Annotated in this window: 13 protein-coding genes and 1 pseudogene; 10 read left to right on the top strand and 4 right to left on the bottom strand. The window is 74.1% G+C overall.

The window, feature by feature from the left end:
* Positions 1-12 precede the first annotated feature (12 nt).
* Positions 13-243 carry a winged helix-turn-helix domain-containing protein gene (locus ACQP1S_RS29220; RefSeq protein ID WP_091247470.1) on the bottom strand — a complete coding sequence of 77 codons (231 nt, stop codon included), beginning with the start codon at positions 241-243 and terminating at the stop codon, positions 13-15.
* Between the two features lie 525 nt (positions 244-768).
* On the opposite strand from ACQP1S_RS29220, the gene ACQP1S_RS29225 reads away from it, so the two are divergent.
* Genes ACQP1S_RS29225 through ACQP1S_RS29235 form a run of 3 tightly spaced genes read left to right on the top strand, consistent with a single transcriptional unit; the run spans position 769 to position 1,685 of the window.
* Complete coding sequence (locus tag ACQP1S_RS29225) at positions 769-1,116, top strand: hypothetical protein (protein WP_432901003.1); 348 nt, start codon at positions 769-771, stop codon at positions 1,114-1,116.
* Between the two features lie 42 nt (positions 1,117-1,158).
* Positions 1,159-1,422 carry a DivIVA domain-containing protein gene (locus ACQP1S_RS29230; protein WP_432901005.1) on the top strand — a complete coding sequence of 88 codons (264 nt, stop codon included), beginning with the start codon at positions 1,159-1,161 and terminating at the stop codon, positions 1,420-1,422.
* The gene (locus tag ACQP1S_RS29235; protein ID WP_432901008.1) at positions 1,410-1,685 is read left to right on the top strand and encodes a hypothetical protein; all 276 of its coding nucleotides are present in this window, start codon (positions 1,410-1,412) and stop codon (positions 1,683-1,685) included. Before ACQP1S_RS29230 ends, ACQP1S_RS29235 begins: the two co-directional genes overlap by 13 nt.
* Before the next feature lie 154 nt (positions 1,686-1,839).
* Here the strand turns inward: ACQP1S_RS29235 and ACQP1S_RS29240 are convergent, their stop codons facing one another.
* Positions 1,840-2,814: an ABC transporter permease subunit gene (locus ACQP1S_RS29240; protein WP_432901011.1), complete on the bottom strand. Its 975-nt coding sequence runs from the start codon at positions 2,812-2,814 to the stop codon at positions 1,840-1,842.
* A pseudogene (locus tag ACQP1S_RS29245) lies at positions 2,811-5,680 on the bottom strand (alpha/beta fold hydrolase). The gene ACQP1S_RS29240 and the pseudogene ACQP1S_RS29245 overlap by 4 nt, the downstream one beginning before the upstream one ends.
* A gap of 368 nt (positions 5,681-6,048) precedes the next feature.
* Between ACQP1S_RS29245 and ACQP1S_RS29250 the strand changes: the two are divergent.
* The 7 genes from ACQP1S_RS29250 to ACQP1S_RS29280 are packed head-to-tail and all read left to right on the top strand — an operon-like array spanning position 6,049 to position 14,796.
* On the top strand, positions 6,049-7,236 hold the full coding sequence (locus ACQP1S_RS29250; protein ID WP_432901013.1) for a hypothetical protein: 1,188 nt from the start codon (positions 6,049-6,051) through the stop codon (positions 7,234-7,236).
* The gene (locus ACQP1S_RS29255; RefSeq protein ID WP_432901016.1) at positions 7,223-10,033 is read left to right on the top strand and encodes a nitrate- and nitrite sensing domain-containing protein; all 2,811 of its coding nucleotides are present in this window, start codon (positions 7,223-7,225) and stop codon (positions 10,031-10,033) included. Before ACQP1S_RS29250 ends, ACQP1S_RS29255 begins: the two co-directional genes overlap by 14 nt.
* The gene (locus ACQP1S_RS29260) at positions 10,030-10,500 is read left to right on the top strand and encodes a roadblock/LC7 domain-containing protein (RefSeq protein ID WP_432901019.1); all 471 of its coding nucleotides are present in this window, start codon (positions 10,030-10,032) and stop codon (positions 10,498-10,500) included. The genes ACQP1S_RS29255 and ACQP1S_RS29260 overlap by 4 nt, the downstream gene beginning before the upstream one ends.
* Positions 10,497-10,964, top strand: a complete 468-nt coding sequence (locus tag ACQP1S_RS29265; protein WP_432901021.1) for a DUF742 domain-containing protein — start codon at positions 10,497-10,499, stop codon at positions 10,962-10,964. The genes ACQP1S_RS29260 and ACQP1S_RS29265 overlap by 4 nt, the downstream gene beginning before the upstream one ends.
* Positions 10,942-11,706, top strand: a complete 765-nt coding sequence (locus ACQP1S_RS29270) for a GTP-binding protein (RefSeq protein ID WP_432901024.1) — start codon at positions 10,942-10,944, stop codon at positions 11,704-11,706. Before ACQP1S_RS29265 ends, ACQP1S_RS29270 begins: the two co-directional genes overlap by 23 nt.
* 44 nt (positions 11,707-11,750) lie before the next feature.
* On the top strand, positions 11,751-12,452 hold the full coding sequence (locus tag ACQP1S_RS29275; RefSeq protein ID WP_432901027.1) for a hypothetical protein: 702 nt from the start codon (positions 11,751-11,753) through the stop codon (positions 12,450-12,452).
* A gap of 40 nt (positions 12,453-12,492) precedes the next feature.
* Positions 12,493-14,796 (top strand): AAA family ATPase, encoded by a 2,304-nt coding sequence (locus ACQP1S_RS29280; RefSeq protein ID WP_432901030.1) that lies wholly within the window; start codon positions 12,493-12,495, stop codon positions 14,794-14,796.
* A 343-nt stretch (positions 14,797-15,139) separates the two neighbouring features.
* Here ACQP1S_RS29280 and ACQP1S_RS29285 read toward each other — a convergent pair whose 3' ends face one another.
* Positions 15,140-15,652, bottom strand: coding sequence for an N-acetyltransferase family protein (locus tag ACQP1S_RS29285; RefSeq protein ID WP_432901033.1), 513 nt, complete (start codon positions 15,650-15,652; stop codon positions 15,140-15,142).
* Positions 15,653-15,679 lie beyond the last annotated feature (27 nt).

Consider the following 15,679-nt stretch of genomic DNA (forward strand, 5'->3'; position numbering starts at 1 on the left):
CGGAGGCGAACGTCACGGGTGGCCCGCCTCGCGGACGAACACTCCGCGCCCCGGGGCGCCGATCACCACTCCCCGGTCACGCAGCAGCGCCACGGCTCGTGCAGCAGTGGAGAACGAGACGGAATAGAGGTCCGCGAGCTGGGAGTAGGACGGCAGCTTGGCCCCCGGCCCATACTCACCACCCTTGATCCGGCTGGTGATGTCGGCGGCGATGTCGGTATAGCTCAGCGGAATCGCGGGCATGGTGATCCTCCCGGGTTGGCAATCCCATCTGATCACGTTGTGCAACTCGCCTCAAGCGCTTGGTTGACCTATGTCACTAGTCGCAATAGCATGAAGGTGAGCCGCCCGGGTTGGCACCAGGGCCGGTTCGCCCTCCGGGACAAGACCCGGACAGCGCCGGGCAGTGCGCACGCGGCAGCCGGAACCCCCTTCCGAGCTGGTCGGCGTGCTGCCCCGGCACCCACCCGGGCAGAGGAGGCACGGTGGAGACAAGTGCGCAGGTGCCGGTCGCCAGTGCGATCTGGGCGGTCGAGCAGGTGGCCGCCGAGCTGCGGGAGACGTACCTCGGGGTGGCCGCCGCCCTGGTGCTGCTGCAACGCGTCGGCGCGGGGCGCACGCATCCGGCGCTCCGGCTGGCCCGGCGCAGCGGCGGGGACGCCCTCGACCTGGCCGGCGAGGTGGACCAGCAGGTCACCGACGGGGTACGCCGGCTCCGGGTCGCCGCCGGGAACGTCGAGCGGGGCACTACTCAGTGGGCTGGTCGAGGTGCTGGACACCGTCGGCAGCCAGTGGAGTGCGGCGGCCGATCGGATTCGGCAGCTCCCGGCCCGGGTCACCGCCGCCGGGCAGCAGCTCCACGACACGGCCAACGCCGCCGGGCAGCAGCTCCACGACACGGCCAACGCCGACGCCCCACCGGCCGACGTGACCCGGGCGACCGACCCGACCCCGGCGGCTGCCCGGCAGTGGCAGCACGACACCCACACCACCGCCCGGCAGTGGCAGCACGCCGCCGAACAGCTCGACCTGATGGCCGAGTGCCTGACCTCGGCCGTCGCCGCGCTGGGGTCGTACACCGGCGGATTGTCGGGGGCCGGACATGCGGTCCGCTGAAGCGCCGACCTGCGCGGCACCCGGACGGAAAGGCCAGACAGGATGATCTATCGAGCGGGGCGGCGGCTGCTGCCGCAGCACGTCCGCACCGTCACCTTCGGCACCCGCCGGTGGCGCGGTCTCGACCCCGAGCAGGTGTACGCCTTCCTCGACCAGGTCGCCGACGAGCTGGAACGGGTCACCCGTGACCTGGCGACCGCCAGCACCGAGGGTGAGCGCATCCGGGTGGCGCTGCGACGGTGGGGGTCGGGGCACATCGACTGCCGCCGGACGAGAGCGGCCCGGAACAGGTGGTGGCCCCGGTGACCGACCCGTGCTGGATCATCCACCTGCCGACCAGGCTGACCAGCGTCGACGAGGTTGCCGCGCTGGCGATGGCGTTGCGTCGCTCGCTCGGGCACGTGCTCGCCATCGACTTCGGCGAGACGACGCTGTCCGAGGAGGACCGGCAGTTCGCGCGTACCCGGATCTGGTGCGACGCTCCGCTCGACGGCCCCGACCTGCGCCCGGCCGCCCGCTGTGGTCGCCCCGCCGGCCACGACGGTGGGTGCGCGCCGACGCCCGAATGAGCGACCCGCGCCCGGGGCGGCTCACGCAGCCTCATGGTCAACTCAGTGGTGCCGATGTTGCGGTATCCGCCTGCCAGGGATACCGCAACATCGGCACCATGGCGAAGCCCTCGCGATGCCGCAGGCCCTCGGCGACCGCCGAGCGGCCAGCGGGTCAGCTGGTGATGTCCTTGCGGGTGAAGCGCCAGAAAGCCAGGCCCCAGAACAGGGTGGCGTAGCTGATCGCCGAGATCGCGCCCCGGACCACGTCGTCGGTCTGCATCGGGGTGGAGAGCAGGCCCAGCCAGGCACTGCTGTAGTGGGTCGGCAGGAAGTCCCGCAGCGCCCCCAGCGCGGTGATCTGGTCCAGGATGCTGGACAGGATCCACAGCAGCACCGCGCCGCCGACCGCGCCCAGCGCGGCATCCGTGATCACCGACAGCAGGAACGCCAGCCCGGCCACCACCAGCAGGACCACCGCCAGATAGCCGAGCACCGCCAGCAGCCGCACCAGCCCTTCGGTCGGGGTCAGTTCGGTGGCCACCTGGCTGGTCAGCGGCGTCCAGCCGTAGCGCAGGGTGCCGGCGAGCAGGGCCGTGCCGGCCAACAACAGCAGGGCCAGCCCGGAGTACGCCAGCGCCACCAGCAACTTCACCGTCAACAACCGGGCCCGGGGCACCGGCACCGCCAACAGGTAGCGCAGGCTCCCCCAGCTCGCCTCACTGGCCACCGTGTCACCGCAGAACAGCGCCACCACCACGACCAGCAGGAACGACGCCGACACCAGGATCGAGAACAGGGTGAAGTTGAGCCCGCCCGAGGTGGCCAGGTCGGCGAGGCTGGCGAACTCGCCGCGCCCGCTGCCGTCGTCGTCCCCGGACTCGAACTGGAACGCCACCAGGATGATCAGCGGCAGCAGCACCATGAACCCGAGCGCCAACTGGGTACGTCGCCGCGACGCCTGCCGACGGAACTCCGCCCCGAACGGCAGGGTCGCCCCCGGCCGGTACCCGACCGCCGCCCCACCCGGCCCGAACGAACCCGTCGCCGCACCGCCCGAAGCCACACCGCCCCGGACCGCGCCGCCCGAAGCCGCACCGCTGTTCGGGTCAGCGCCCGACGGCGAGCCCACCGAAGAACCTGCCATCACCGGTCACCGCTTCCCCGAGAGTTCTCGCCCACCAGGGCGAGGAACGCATCCTCCAGGCGACGCCGTGGCACCACCCGGTCCACCCCGATCCCGGCCCGGACCAGCTCGGCCACCACCTCGCTGCGGGCGGTCCCGTTCGTGTCCACCACCAGTCCTCCGGCGTCGTCGGCGGTCAGCACCTGCACCGCGTCGAATCGGCTCAGCACCGCCCGCGCGGCGGCCTGGTCGGTCACCTCGAACAGGGTGCTCGGCGACTCGCCGACGATCTCCTCCACCGGGCCGGAGGCGACGATCCGGCCCTTGTTGACCACCACCGCGTGCGTGCAGGTCTGCTCCACCTCGGCCAGCAGGTGACTGGAGACCAGCACCGCCCGGCCGTCGGTGGCGTACCGCTGGAGCACCCGACGCATCTCGGCGATCTGCGGCGGGTCCAGCCCGTCGGTCGGCTCGTCGAGCACCAGCAGCTCCGGCAGGCCCAGCATGGCCTGCGCGATGGCCAGCCGCTGCCGCATGCCGTGGCTGTAGTTCTTGGTCCGCCGGTGCACCGAGTCACCCAGGCCGGCGATCTCCAACGCCTCGTCGAAGTGCGCGTCGGCCCACGGTCGGCCGGTGGCCCGCCAGTACGCCCGCAGGTTGTCCAGGCCGGACAGGTGCGGCAGGAATCCCGGCCCCTCCACCAGCGCGCCGATCCGCGACAGGACCGGTGAGCCGGGCACCAGCCGGTGCCCGAAGACGTAGATCTCCCCGGCGGTCGGCTGGGTCAGGCCCATCAGCACCCGCAGGGTGGTGGTCTTGCCGGCGCCGTTCGGGCCGAGCAGCCCCATCACCTGACCGGGGTGCACCTCGAAGTCCACCCGGGAGACTGCGACGAAGCCGTCCGCGTACTCCTTGCGCAGGTTGCGGACGGCGAGCGGGATGCCCGCGTACTCGGGATGGACGGAGTCGTCCTGGCGGCGGTGCCGGCGGCGGACCACGGCGACGACCACGACGAGCCCGACCACGATCGCGGCCAGCAGGCCGACCAGCACCCAGCGCCACACCGTGGCGGTGGTCGGGATCGGCGTGGCGGCGACCGTCGGCAGGCTCACCGCGCCGTCGACCGCCACCGTGTAGACGGCCGGCACGGCCGGCGTGGTGTACGCCTGGTCGGCGGTGGCCAGCACCAGCCGCAGCCGGTGCCCGGCCTCGACCCGGCGGACGATCGCCGGCAGGGTGACCTGGACCGGCTGCGCCGCGTCGATCGTGGCCGGCAGCCCGGTCAACCGGATCGGGGCGACCAGCCCGTCCGGCAGCGTCGCCGCACCGGCCGGGTCGACGTCGTAGAGCTTGGCGAACAGGACCGCCTGACCGGTCGCCGACGCGGCCCGGACGGTGACGGTGGGTGCGCCTACCACGTCCACCGCCTCGATCAGCGGCGCGGACTCGAACCGGGCGTGCTGACCGGGTACGTCGCCGGCCACCCCGTCGAGCAGGGAGCCGAGCGAACCGGCGAACGGGATCGCCGAGATCGCCGCCGGGTTGCCGTTGGGCGGGTTGGCGACCGGTTGGGCCGGCCCGTCGACCGGCACCTCCCGCCGGGCGTCCCCGGTCACCCCCGGGTAGTCGGCGGTGCGGTAACCGGTGGCGACCAGGCCCCGGTCCAGGGCGTCGAAGCCGGCGATCCGGGAGAAGGTGAAGTCGTCGCCGGGGGCCGCGCCGGTGCCCTTGACGTAGTGGTCCAGCCACTGCACGGTCAGGAACTTCACCCGGTCGGAGTCGCTGGTCGGCCCGGAGCCGCCGTCGTGGCCGCCGGTGAACCAGGCCACCCGGACCGGGGTGCCGGCAGCGGCGATGCCGCGCGCGTTGGCGTCCGCCTCGGCCAGCGGGAAGAGGGTGTCCGCCTCGCCCTGCACCAGCAGGGCGGGGGCCTTGATCCGGCCCAGCACGTCGGCCGGGGAGGAACGCCGGAGCAGGTCCACCGCCGCCTGGTCGGCCCGACCGGTGGTGGCGATGCGCAGGTACGCCGCGCAGACGTCGGCGGCGAACCGGCCGCAGGACGGGTCGGCGGCGGCCCCCGGGGCGCGCGACGATCCGCTGCCCGGTCCACCGCCCGGCGGGGGCTGGGCGCACCGGCCGACGCGGGAGCGCCCTCCGGCCCGGCGGCGGCGGAGTTGCCGGAGAGCCCGGCCGGCCCGGAGCCGGCGCTGCCGCCGCCCCCGAAGAAGATGCCGGCCCAGCCCTTCTTGAACACGCCCTCGGTGGCCGGCTTCCCGGTGCTCTCCGGCAGGAAGGCGCGGGACAGGTCGTTCCAGGTGATCATGGGGACGATCGCGTCGACCCGGGGGTCCTGGGCGGCCAGCAGCAGGGCCAGGCCGCCGCCGTACGAGCCGCCGACCACCCCGACCCGGGGGTCACCGGCGGCGTCGGTACGCACGTCGGGGCGGGCGGCCAGCCAGTCCAGCAGCCGTTGGGCGTCGCGCACCTCGTAGTCGGGGCTGTCCAGGTGGATCTGACCACCGCTGCGGCCGAAGCCCCGGGCCGTCCAGGTCAGCACCGCGTAACCCTGGCCCACCAGGTCCTCGGCGTCGGCGCGGACGGAGTCCTTCGTACCGCCGAAGCCGTGGGCCAGCAGCACGGCCGGCACCTTCCGGTCGGCCGACGCGGCACGCGGCAGATAGAACGTGGTGTCCAGGTCGACGGGCTCGTCGCCGCCCGGCCCGGAGCGCACGTCGAGCATGGCCGACTCGGTGCGGAACCCCGGCCGGTCCGGCCAGACCGCCCACCCGACGACCGCCGCCAGCAGGACGACGACCACCGACGCGGCGACCGCGCGACGACCGGTGGGCAGGGCACGGCGGAGCCGGGCGGCCGACAGCGGCGATTTCATTCGGCTCACGGTACGGCCCGGAAGCTGAGCGTTGACTGAGATCCGCCGTACGTCCGTCCTGACCGGCCGATCGTCGACCGGACAGGTCAAACGCACAAGGTCACCCGGCGTTCACCCAGAACGAGTTCGGACTCCGTGAATTGACGCTTAATACGCCATATCACAATGGAAACGAGCATGTCACTCCGACAACAGTACGGAGCGTGTCGGGCAGGTCGATGTCACGTCACATCACTCGAAGTGACGCAAAACTGACCGGTGCAGACCTCTGGCCAGGGATCGACCTTCGATTAGGTTCCGGTCCGACGCACGGGACCGAAGTGTCACGCCATCCCCGAACCCCTGCGCCGCCGCCGGAGGAGACAACCATGACCGTTCCCGCCTCGCGGGTCCGTCGACGGCCCAGGACACCGGGCCGCCTGTTGCCGCTGCTACTCGCCACCGCGCTGCTGTTGCCGGTGGCGTTCCTCGTCGTACAGGGCCACCGGATGGTGGACGCCGACCGCGAGCTGGCCGCACGGGAACGCCTCGGCGTCGAGTACCTGCGTGCCCTCGGCCCGGTCACCGAGGCGCTGGTGGACGCGCAGACCGCCGCCGTCGCCGGCCGACCGGCCCCCCGGGACGCCCTGGACCGGGCGGTGGAGGCGGCTGCGGCGGTCGACACCCGGGTGGGCGACGAGCTGCGCAGCACCGAGCGGTGGGCCGGGCTGCGGGCGAAACTGGAGGGCCTGCCCAGCCGGTCGCTCACCGACCCGGAAGCCGCCTTCACCGCGTACGGCGAGGTCACCGACCTGCTGCTCGCCCTGCACGGCAAGATCCGCGAGACCTCCGGGCTGATCCGCGACCCCGGCTCCGACTCGTACTTCCTCCAGGACGGCGTCGGCGAGGAGATGCCGAAGGCCATGGTCGCCACCGGGCGGCTCGTCGACCTGGCCGTGCTGATGCCGCAGCGGCCCGCCGCCGAGCAGGCCCGCTCCCTGGGCGAACTGGCCACCCTCCGGTTCGCCGCCCTGCAACCGGCGGGCGACCTGGTCGGCGACCTCCAGACGGTGGTCGACACCTCGGAGAGCGCCGACATCGGCGCGGGCGCGCTCACCCCGCTCGACAACTACCAGCGGGCGGTCGAGGCGTTGGCGGCGCTGTCCCAACCCAACAGCCGGACGCCGGCGGTGGACCTGACGAAACTCGCCGCCGCCCGGACCCAGGCGCAGAGCGCGACCCGGGAACTCCAGCCGGTCATCCTCGACGAGCTGGACCAACTGCTCCGCCAGCGGATCGACCAGCTCGACCGCGACGACCTGCTGATCCTCGCCGCCGGCGGGATGGCCGGGCTGCTCCTGGCGGCGCTCGGCGCGAGCGGTTGGCTGGCCCGCCGCACCGGCACCCCGGGCGGCCGGGGCACCGCACCGGGCGAGCCGACCGAAGCCACCGGCAACCCCCGGTGGGAGCCGCCGACGCAGTCCGGTCGGCTACCGGCCGGACCGATGCCGGTGCTCCAGCCTGCGGGGCAGCGCCCCGAACCCGACCGGTGGAGGCCCTTCGATGCTGCTCGGTAGGCTCCGGATCCGGGGCAAGCTGGCCCTGCTGCTGATGGTCCCCCTGCTCTGCATGGTCGGACTCACCGTACCGGTGGTCTGGGAACGGGCCACCGTGGCGCAACAGGCCGGCGACCTCGCCGACCGGGTCCGGATCGCCAGCCGGGTCGGCACGATCCTCCAACATCTCCAGCAGGAACGTCTGCTCGCCATCGGCCTGCTGCTCAAGCAGGTCGAGCGCACCGACCTGGTGCAGAAGGTCGCCGAGGTGGACGACCGGATCGCCGACCTGCATGCCGACTTCGGCGACACCCTGCCGGCCGAGGTCGACACCGCCCTCGACGGGGTACGGCAACTGGCCGCCCTCCGCACGGCGGCCGTGGCCGGCCAGACCGGCCCCGACCAGATCATGGCCGGGTACGGGCCGGTGAACACCGCCCTGATCAACTCGCTCCAGCTCCGCCTCCACGCGGACACCCGGACCCCGACCGGGCGGCAGGTGCTGGCCCTGGACGGCCTGCTGCGCACCGGTGAGAGCCTCAGCGCCGGCGCCACCCTGATCGTGCTGGTCGCCGCCCGGCCCAACGCCCAGACCGTCACCGCCTACGTGGCGAACTTCGCCGTCCTTCAGGACGAGAGCGCCCGGCTCCAAGCCCTGGTCACCCCCGAGCAGCTCGACCTGCTCACCCTGGAGGAAGTCGCGGTCGCCAACCGCACCGGCCCGGACTTCCTCAACCAGAGCGCGCTGGACCCGGCCACGGCGATCGGCTCGCTGGACGTGGCGACCCTCTTCCCCACCGTCGCCTCGATGATCACCCTGGGCCAGTTCGTGGAGAAGAAGCTGGCCGCCGACGTCACCGCCGAGGTGCGCGCCGACCGGCAGGTGGCGCTCGCCGGGGCGTACTGGGTGACCCTCCTGATCGTCGGAATCCTGATCGCGGTCATCCTGCTCACCGTGGCGGTCGGCCGGGCGGTGGCCCGACCGCTCACCCGGCTCACCCGCTCCGCCGACCGGGTCGCCCGGGTCGCCGAGTCCGAGCTGGTCCGGGTCGCCGACGACGAGTCGGAAACCACCCCACCGGTACGCCTCGACCCGGTCGACGTGGGTGCCCGGGACGAGATCGGTGACCTGGCCCGCGCCTTCGAACGGGTGCAGAGCACCGCCGCCCGGCTGGTGGAACGGCAGGTGGCGAGCCGGCGGAACGTGGCCCAGATGTTCGGTCACGTCGGCCGACGTACCCAGAACCTGGTCGGCCGGCAGATCGCCCTGATCGACCGGCTGGAGCAGCAGGAGACCGAGCCGGGCCGGCTGGAGCACCTGTACCGGCTCGACCACATCTCCAGCCGGCTGCGCCGTAACGCGGGCAGCCTGGTGGTGCTCTCCGGTGCGACGGGCGACGACGCGCACGTCGCACCGATTCCGGTGGCCGACGTGGTCCGGTTGGCGCTCGGTGAGATCGAGGACTACACCCGGGTGGACGTACGGGTCCCCCCGGAGGTGGTCGCCGTGCCGGCGATCATCGGTGACCTGGTGCTGGCCCTGGCCGAGCTGATGGAGAACGCCACCGTGTTCTCCCCGCCGCACACCCGGGTCGTCGTCACCGCCGAACCGACCGACGACGGTGCCCGGCTGGCCGTGATCGACCAGGGCATCGGCATGAGCGAGCAACGGCTGGCCGAGGAGAACGCCCGGTTCACCCGCCGGGAGCGGCTGGACCTGGCCCCGTCCGAGGTGCTCGGGCTCTTCGTGGTGGGTCGGCTGGCCCGCCGGCACGGCTGGACGGTGGAGTTGGCTGCGACCGCCGGTGGTGGGGTGACCGCCAGTCTGGTGCTCCCCGGCTCCGCCCTGGCCCGCGCCACCACCGGACGCCACGGTGCACCCGTCGCCCGCGCCGCGCTGCCGTCGCGGGACCGGCCCGGACCCGCCAACCAAGGGGCGCTCCCCTCGCGGGAGCGGCCCGCGACGACCGGCACGCCCGGGGCGCCCGGCACCGACGGACCGCTGCGGACCGGCCGGACGCCGGCCGTGCTCGACGCGGACCCGGCCCGCCCGCTGGTCGATGCGGGCCTGGCCCGGCCCGTGGCCGATGCCGGTTCGACCTGGCCTGCGGTCGACTCCACGGCGTTGCCCGGGTTCGATCCGACGCTGCTCAGCAAGGCGACCCGGAGCATGGAGACCGCCGGCCCCTGGGACGCGTTCGGCACCGTGCCGGCCGACCCGGAACCGGTCCAGCCCGCCGACGCCGTCGTCGTCGGGACGGTCCTGCCGGCCCGGGGCACCGCCACGGTGACCCCGGTCGACGCCGACCAGCCCCACACGACGGTCCCGCAGGCCACCCTGCTTCCCACGGTCCCACAGGCCAACCCGAGCCCGGCGATCCCGCAGGCCAGCCCGATCCCGGCGAATCCGCAGCCCAGCCCGATCCCTGCGGACCGGCCCGCCGCGCTGCCCGGAATCCGGCAGCGGGTGCCCGGGGCCAGCCTGCCCCGCACCGCCCCGGCCGTCGGCCCGGTGGACGGCACCCGGGCCGACCCGGCCGCCGCCCGCGCCCTCGTCGAGCAGTTCCAGTCCGGGGTGCAGCGGGCCGAACAGGCAAGGCCCGCCACCGCACCCCCCGTCGACCCGGCGACACCCCGCCTGACCCGACGGATACCGGGCGCCAATCTGACCGTCTCACCCCCTCGGCAACCGCCCAGCCAGCATCCGGGAGATCCCGGCGAGGTCCGCGATCTCATCAACGCGTTCGAGACGGGCGTCGCCCGGGCTCTGCGCGAAGTCCGCCCCGACCACCGCACTGAAGAAGGAACGACACGGTGAACAGCCCGCACGTACACGAGAACGTCGACTACCAGAATCACCCCGCCGGGGATCTCAGCCCGGAGGCGCGCACGTTCAACTGGCTGTTGGACTCGTTCACCACCAGCACCGCCGGGGTCCTGGAGGCCATCGCGGTCTCCTCCGACGGGCTGCTGATGGCCATGTCGTCGATCAAGGACCGGTCCAACGCCGAACGCCTGGCCGCCGTCGTCTCCGGCATGACCAGCCTGGCCGGCGGCGCCGCCAGCTGGTACGCCCTCGGCGGGCTCAACCGGGTGATCGTGGACATGGCCGACGGCTACCTGCTGATCACCGCGATCAGCAGCGGTTCGGTGCTCGGCGTGATCGCCGACCGGTCGGCCAACCTGGGCACCGTCGCGTACGAGATGACGCTCTTCGCCGGCCGGGCCGGCGGGGCGCTGACACCGAGACTCATCGCCGAGCTGAAGAACGCCGTTCAGCAATGACCCGGGACGCCGCCGGTGAGGAATCGGAACCCGAACCGTTGGTCCGGGTCCGTCCCTACCTGCGGGCCCCCACGGGGGACGGGACGACGACGCCCGTCCCCGAGCCCGAGCCCGAGCGGCCGGCCAGCCCCCGCCCGTTCGTCCTGACCGCCGGGCGGGTGTCCGGCGCGGACCCGGCGATCGGCCTGGAGACCCAGGTCACCGCCCGGTCCGAGCCGGGCCGGGCAGCCCTGCTGTCGGCCCTGCTCGCGCCCGAGCTGCAGGCGATCGTCGCCCTGTGCGGTGAACCGATCTCGGTCGCCGAGATCTCCGCCCGGATGCGGCTGCAGCTCGGCGTGACCCGGGTGCTGGTCGGCGACCTGCGGGCCGCCGGCCACCTCGACGTGCACGTCGGCGCCGTCGACGACGCATTTGACCCCGACCTCATCCTGCGAGTGATTGATGGACTCCGTGCGATCTCCTGAATGGCCGGTCGCCCCGCTCGGCGGGCTCGCCGCGAACAGTGCCTCCGCCCGCTACGGCCAGCCGGTGGGCGGCCCCCCGACGGCACCGCCACACCCGCCGTCAGCGCCGCCACCACCGCCGTACCGGCCGCCGACGGCGACGGCACCGCCCGCCCCGGACACCCGGACCGGCCCGGCCGTCGCCCCACCGATCCCGGTCAAACTCCTGATCGCCGGCGGCTTCGGGGTGGGCAAGACGACCACGGTCGGCGCGATCTCCGAGATCGCCCCGCTGACCACCGAGGCCGAGATGACCAGCGCCGGCATCGGCGTGGACGATCCCGGCACCCGCAGCGCGAAGACCACCACCACGGTGGCGATGGACTTCGGCTGCGTGACCATCGACCGCAGCCTGAAGCTCTACCTGTTCGGCACGCCCGGTCAGCACCGGTTCGGTTTCATGTGGGACGACCTGGCCCGGGGGGCGCTCGGCGCGCTGGTGGTGGTGGACAGCTCCCGGCTGGACGACTGCTACCCGGCAATCGACTTCTTCGAGCGGGCCCGCCTGCCCTTCGTGGTCGGGGTGAACACCTTCGACGGCCGGCTGACGCACGAGCTGGGCGCGATCCGGTGGGCGCTGGCGATCGGCGACCACGTACCGCTGGTGCAGTTCGACGCCCGGGACCGGCTGTCGGTGCGGGACGCCCTGCTGGTCGTCCTGGACCGGGCGCTGGACCGGGCGGTACGGGAGAAGGGCGTCTGAACGAATCGGCGCCCGGAGCCGTTTCCATCGGAGAGGGGGACGTGATGAGAGGTGGTCTGGACGAAACACTGGCCCGGCTGGCACGCCGTGAGGAGGCCCGCCGTCGCCGGTCGGCCGACCAGGGCGCGGAGGCCGACGACGGCGTGTCGACCCTGGCCTTCGAGGCCACCGGCCGGGCGACCACGGGCCCGGCGTACCCCATAGCGGCACCGACCGGGCCAGGGCAGCCCGGCACGGGACCGACCGGGCCGGGGCAGCCCGGCACGGGACCGACCGGGCCGGGGCAGCCCGGCACGGGACCGACCGGGCCGGGGCAGCCCGGGCCGGGACCGACCGGAGCGGGGCAGCCCGGAGCGGGGCAGGCGGAACTGGTTCGGACCAGGCTCGGGCGGACCGGGGCGGGAGGGCCCGCCGCCGGGTCCGACCCGGTGGAGGAGGTGGCCGAGGCGGTCCGCCGGGTGGTCGCCGCCCATCCCGGCCTGACCGTGGCGCTGCGGGTCGAGTACGCCGGGCGGACGTACCCGCTGCGGGTCGAGCGGACGGACACCGGGGACCGCAACGGGCGGACGGACGCCGGGGCGCGGGCCCCGGTCGACCCGTCGCCCACCCCACCGCCGGCCTGGCCGCTGGCGGACCGGAACCCACCGGCCTGGACGCCGGCCCGGGAGATGCCCGGCGTCGACCCGGCGGCCCGGCTGGCCGAACTGATCCGTCGCGACCCCACCCTGCTGGACAACGACGACTGACCGCCGGGTGTCCGCAGCGACGGGCGGCTACTGTCGGGCGATGCCCGAACCGGACCTGACCCTGACCGCCAGCCTGCGCCCGGCCGCGCTGGACGCCCGACGCGGCATCGTCCGGCTGCACCCGGAGGTGCTGACCGCCTTGGCGCTGCGCCCGGGTGACCCGGTACGGCTGGCCGGCAGGCGGGTGACCGCCGGGATCGTCGCGCCCGCCGAGCCGACCGCCAGCGCCGCCCTGCTCTACGCCGACGACCTCACGCTGGGCAACCTCGGTCTGCGCGACGGCGGTCAGGTGACGGTGGCCCCGGCCCCGGTCACCCCGGCCCGGCGGGTGACCCTGGCCGGCCCGGTGGCGGTGGTCGCCGCAGTCTCCCCGGAGATGCTCCGGCTCGCCCTGCTCGGCAAGGTGGTCACCGAGGGTGACAACGTCTCCCTGCTGCCCCAGGACGTCCTCCCCGACGCCTCGGTGCGCGGCCTGGTCGAGGCCGCCCGGCGCAGCCTCGCCAACACCGTCGGGTACGCCTGGACGAGCACCCTGCTGACCGTGGTCGCCGCCGAACCGGAGACCGGCGCCCTGGTGACCATGGACACCGTGGTCGGCTGGGAACACGGCCAGGTCACCCACGGTTCCTCCGGCCCGGCCCGCCCGGACCGGGGTCGGACCACCCGCACCGACGGCCCCTCGCCCGGCCGGTCCACCGGCACCTCGGCGGGGGCGGCGGCCGGTGGGCCGCAGGCCGCGACCGCCGCCGGGGCGGACGGCGCGTCGGCGTACGACGACGACGTGCCGCACGTGGACGAGCTACCCGGGCTGCGCGCCCAGGCCGAGGAGCTGACCGAACTGCTGGACCTGGGTTTCCACCACGGGGAGGTGTTGGGCCGGCTGGGCACCACGGTCTCGCTCGGCGTGCTGCTCAGCGGGCCGGCCGGCTCGGGCAAGTCGGCGCTGGTGCGGGCGGTGGCCAAGGCGGTCGGTGCCCGGGTACGCCCGCTGTGGGCACCGGAACTCGCCGCGCTGACCAACGACGCGGCGGCCCGACGGCTGCGCGAGACCGCCGCCGACCTGGCCGACGGCGGGCCGTCGGTGCTGCTGGTCACCGACGTGGAGGCGCTCGCCCCGGCCGAGGACGCCGGCCCGTTGGCCACCGTGTTCCGGCAGGTGCTCGCCCGGGCCGTCCGATCGGGTACGGCGGTGGTGTGCACCACCTCGCGCCCGGAGTCGGTCGACCCGGGACTGCGCGCACCCGACCTGTTGTCGCTGCGGATCACGGTGCCGCTGCCCGATCCGGCGCTGCGCCGGGAGCAGTTGACCGTGCTGACCCGGCAGGTGCCGCTGGCCGAGGACGTCCGGTTGGACGAGGTGGCCGGGCGTACCCCCGGGTTCGTCGCCGCCGATCTGGCCGCGCTGGTGCGGGAGGCCGGGGTGCGGGCGGCGCTGCGGCAGAAGACGGCCGAGACGCCGACGGTGGCGATGGCCGACTTCTCGGCGGCGTTGGAGGTGGTCCGGCCGACCACCATGGCGTCGTCCACCCTGGAGTTGGCCACTGTCACCCTCGACGACGTCGGCGGGCTGGGTGAGGTGAAGCAGACCCTCACCGAATCGGTGCTCTGGCCGCTGACCTACCCGGACACCTTCGCCCGGTTGGGGGTGCAGCCACCCCGGGGGGTGCTGCTCTACGGGCCGCCCGGCTGCGGCAAGACCTACCTGGTGACCGCCCTGGCCGGGACCGGGCGGGCGAACGTGCTGTCGGTGAAGGGCGCCGAGTTGCTCTCCAAGTGGGTCGGCGAGAGCGAGCGGGCGGTCCGCGAACTCTTCCGCCGGGCCCGCGAGGCCGCGCCGACGTTGGTGTTCCTCGACGAGATGGACGCGCTGGCCCCGGTGCGCGGCCAGGCCACCGACGGCGGTACGACCGACCGGGTGGTAGCCGCGTTGCTGACCGAGTTGGACGGGGTGGAGGCGCTGCGCAACGTGGTGGTGGTCGGGGCGACCAACCGGCCGGATCTGGTCGACCCGGCCCTGCTGCGCCCCGGCCGGCTGGAACGCCTGGTGTACGTGCCGCCGCCGGACGGCCCCGCCCGGGCGGAGATCCTCCGCGCAGCGTCCCGCGCCGTGCCGCTCGCCGAGGACGTCGACCTGGCCGCGCTCGGCGGGGAGTTGGCCGGCTTCTCCGCGGCGGACTGTGCGGCGCTGGTGCGGGAGGCGGCGCTGGCCGCGATGCGGGAATCGCTGTCCGCCGCCACGGTCACCGCCGCCCACGTCGCCACCGCCCGCGACCGGGTCCGCCCCTCCCTGGACCCCGCGCAGGTGGCCTGGCTCGCCGCCTATGCGGACAAGCACGCGGGCTGACCAGCGCGTGATCCCGGGCAGGCGGGCCAGGAGCGGGACCGGCGAGCTGGTCAGCCTGGCCGTGAGATGCCTGGCCGACCAGGGGGTGTGTGGGCCGGCCAGTTCGGGCGTGTCGCCGCGAACAAGTAGATGTTGCAGGGAGCGGTATGCCTGAGCGGCATGAATATGACAGCCCGGCATACCGCTCCCTGCGGAAGCATGGGTGCCGACGGCACGCCGCCCTCGACGTATGCCGTCGCCGCACCCGGCGACGCCAGGTGCCCGACACACCGACCCACGCCGCCGTTCGCCCCGGGACCAGCGATCCGCTGCTGTGCCGATGGTTCACCCCGGCGACGAGGGGTCAGCCGGCGGCGGGCGGAGTCGCGTCGAGCGAGAGCTCCGCGTACACCTTCTCGCCTTCTTCACGTAGTTTCGCGCCGCACTTGCGCAGCACCGTGATGGCTCCCACGTTGTCCGGGGTGGTGTCCGCGACGACGGAGTGCATGCCGGCCGCCGCCGCGGTGTTCAGCAACTCCCGCAGGGCGGCGGCACCGAGCCCTCGCCCCCGGGCCGACCGGCCGAGCCACATCCCGGTCTCCGCCACTCCGGGGGCCGCACAGCGGGCCATCCGCACCATGCCGACCACCTCGCCGCCGACGAGCACCACGAACATCAGGGTGCGGGTCGGTCCGTCCAGCCCACCGAAACTGGCCCGGTGGAACTCCCGGAACGCCTCCCGACGGGCGTGCGACCAGCCGGCGGGGGCGTCCACAGGGGGCATGACATCACTCGGCTCAGCCTCCGCCGCCGCTACGGAGAGCAACGACTCCAGGTTCGCCTCGTCCACCGGTTCCAGCCGTACCGCACCTGTCACGTGCCGCAGTCTGCCGTCCGCACCGGC

This window comes from Micromonospora matsumotoense (genome assembly GCF_050951065.1).
GTDB classification, from domain to species: Bacteria; Actinomycetota; Actinomycetes; order Mycobacteriales; family Micromonosporaceae; genus Micromonospora; species Micromonospora matsumotoensis.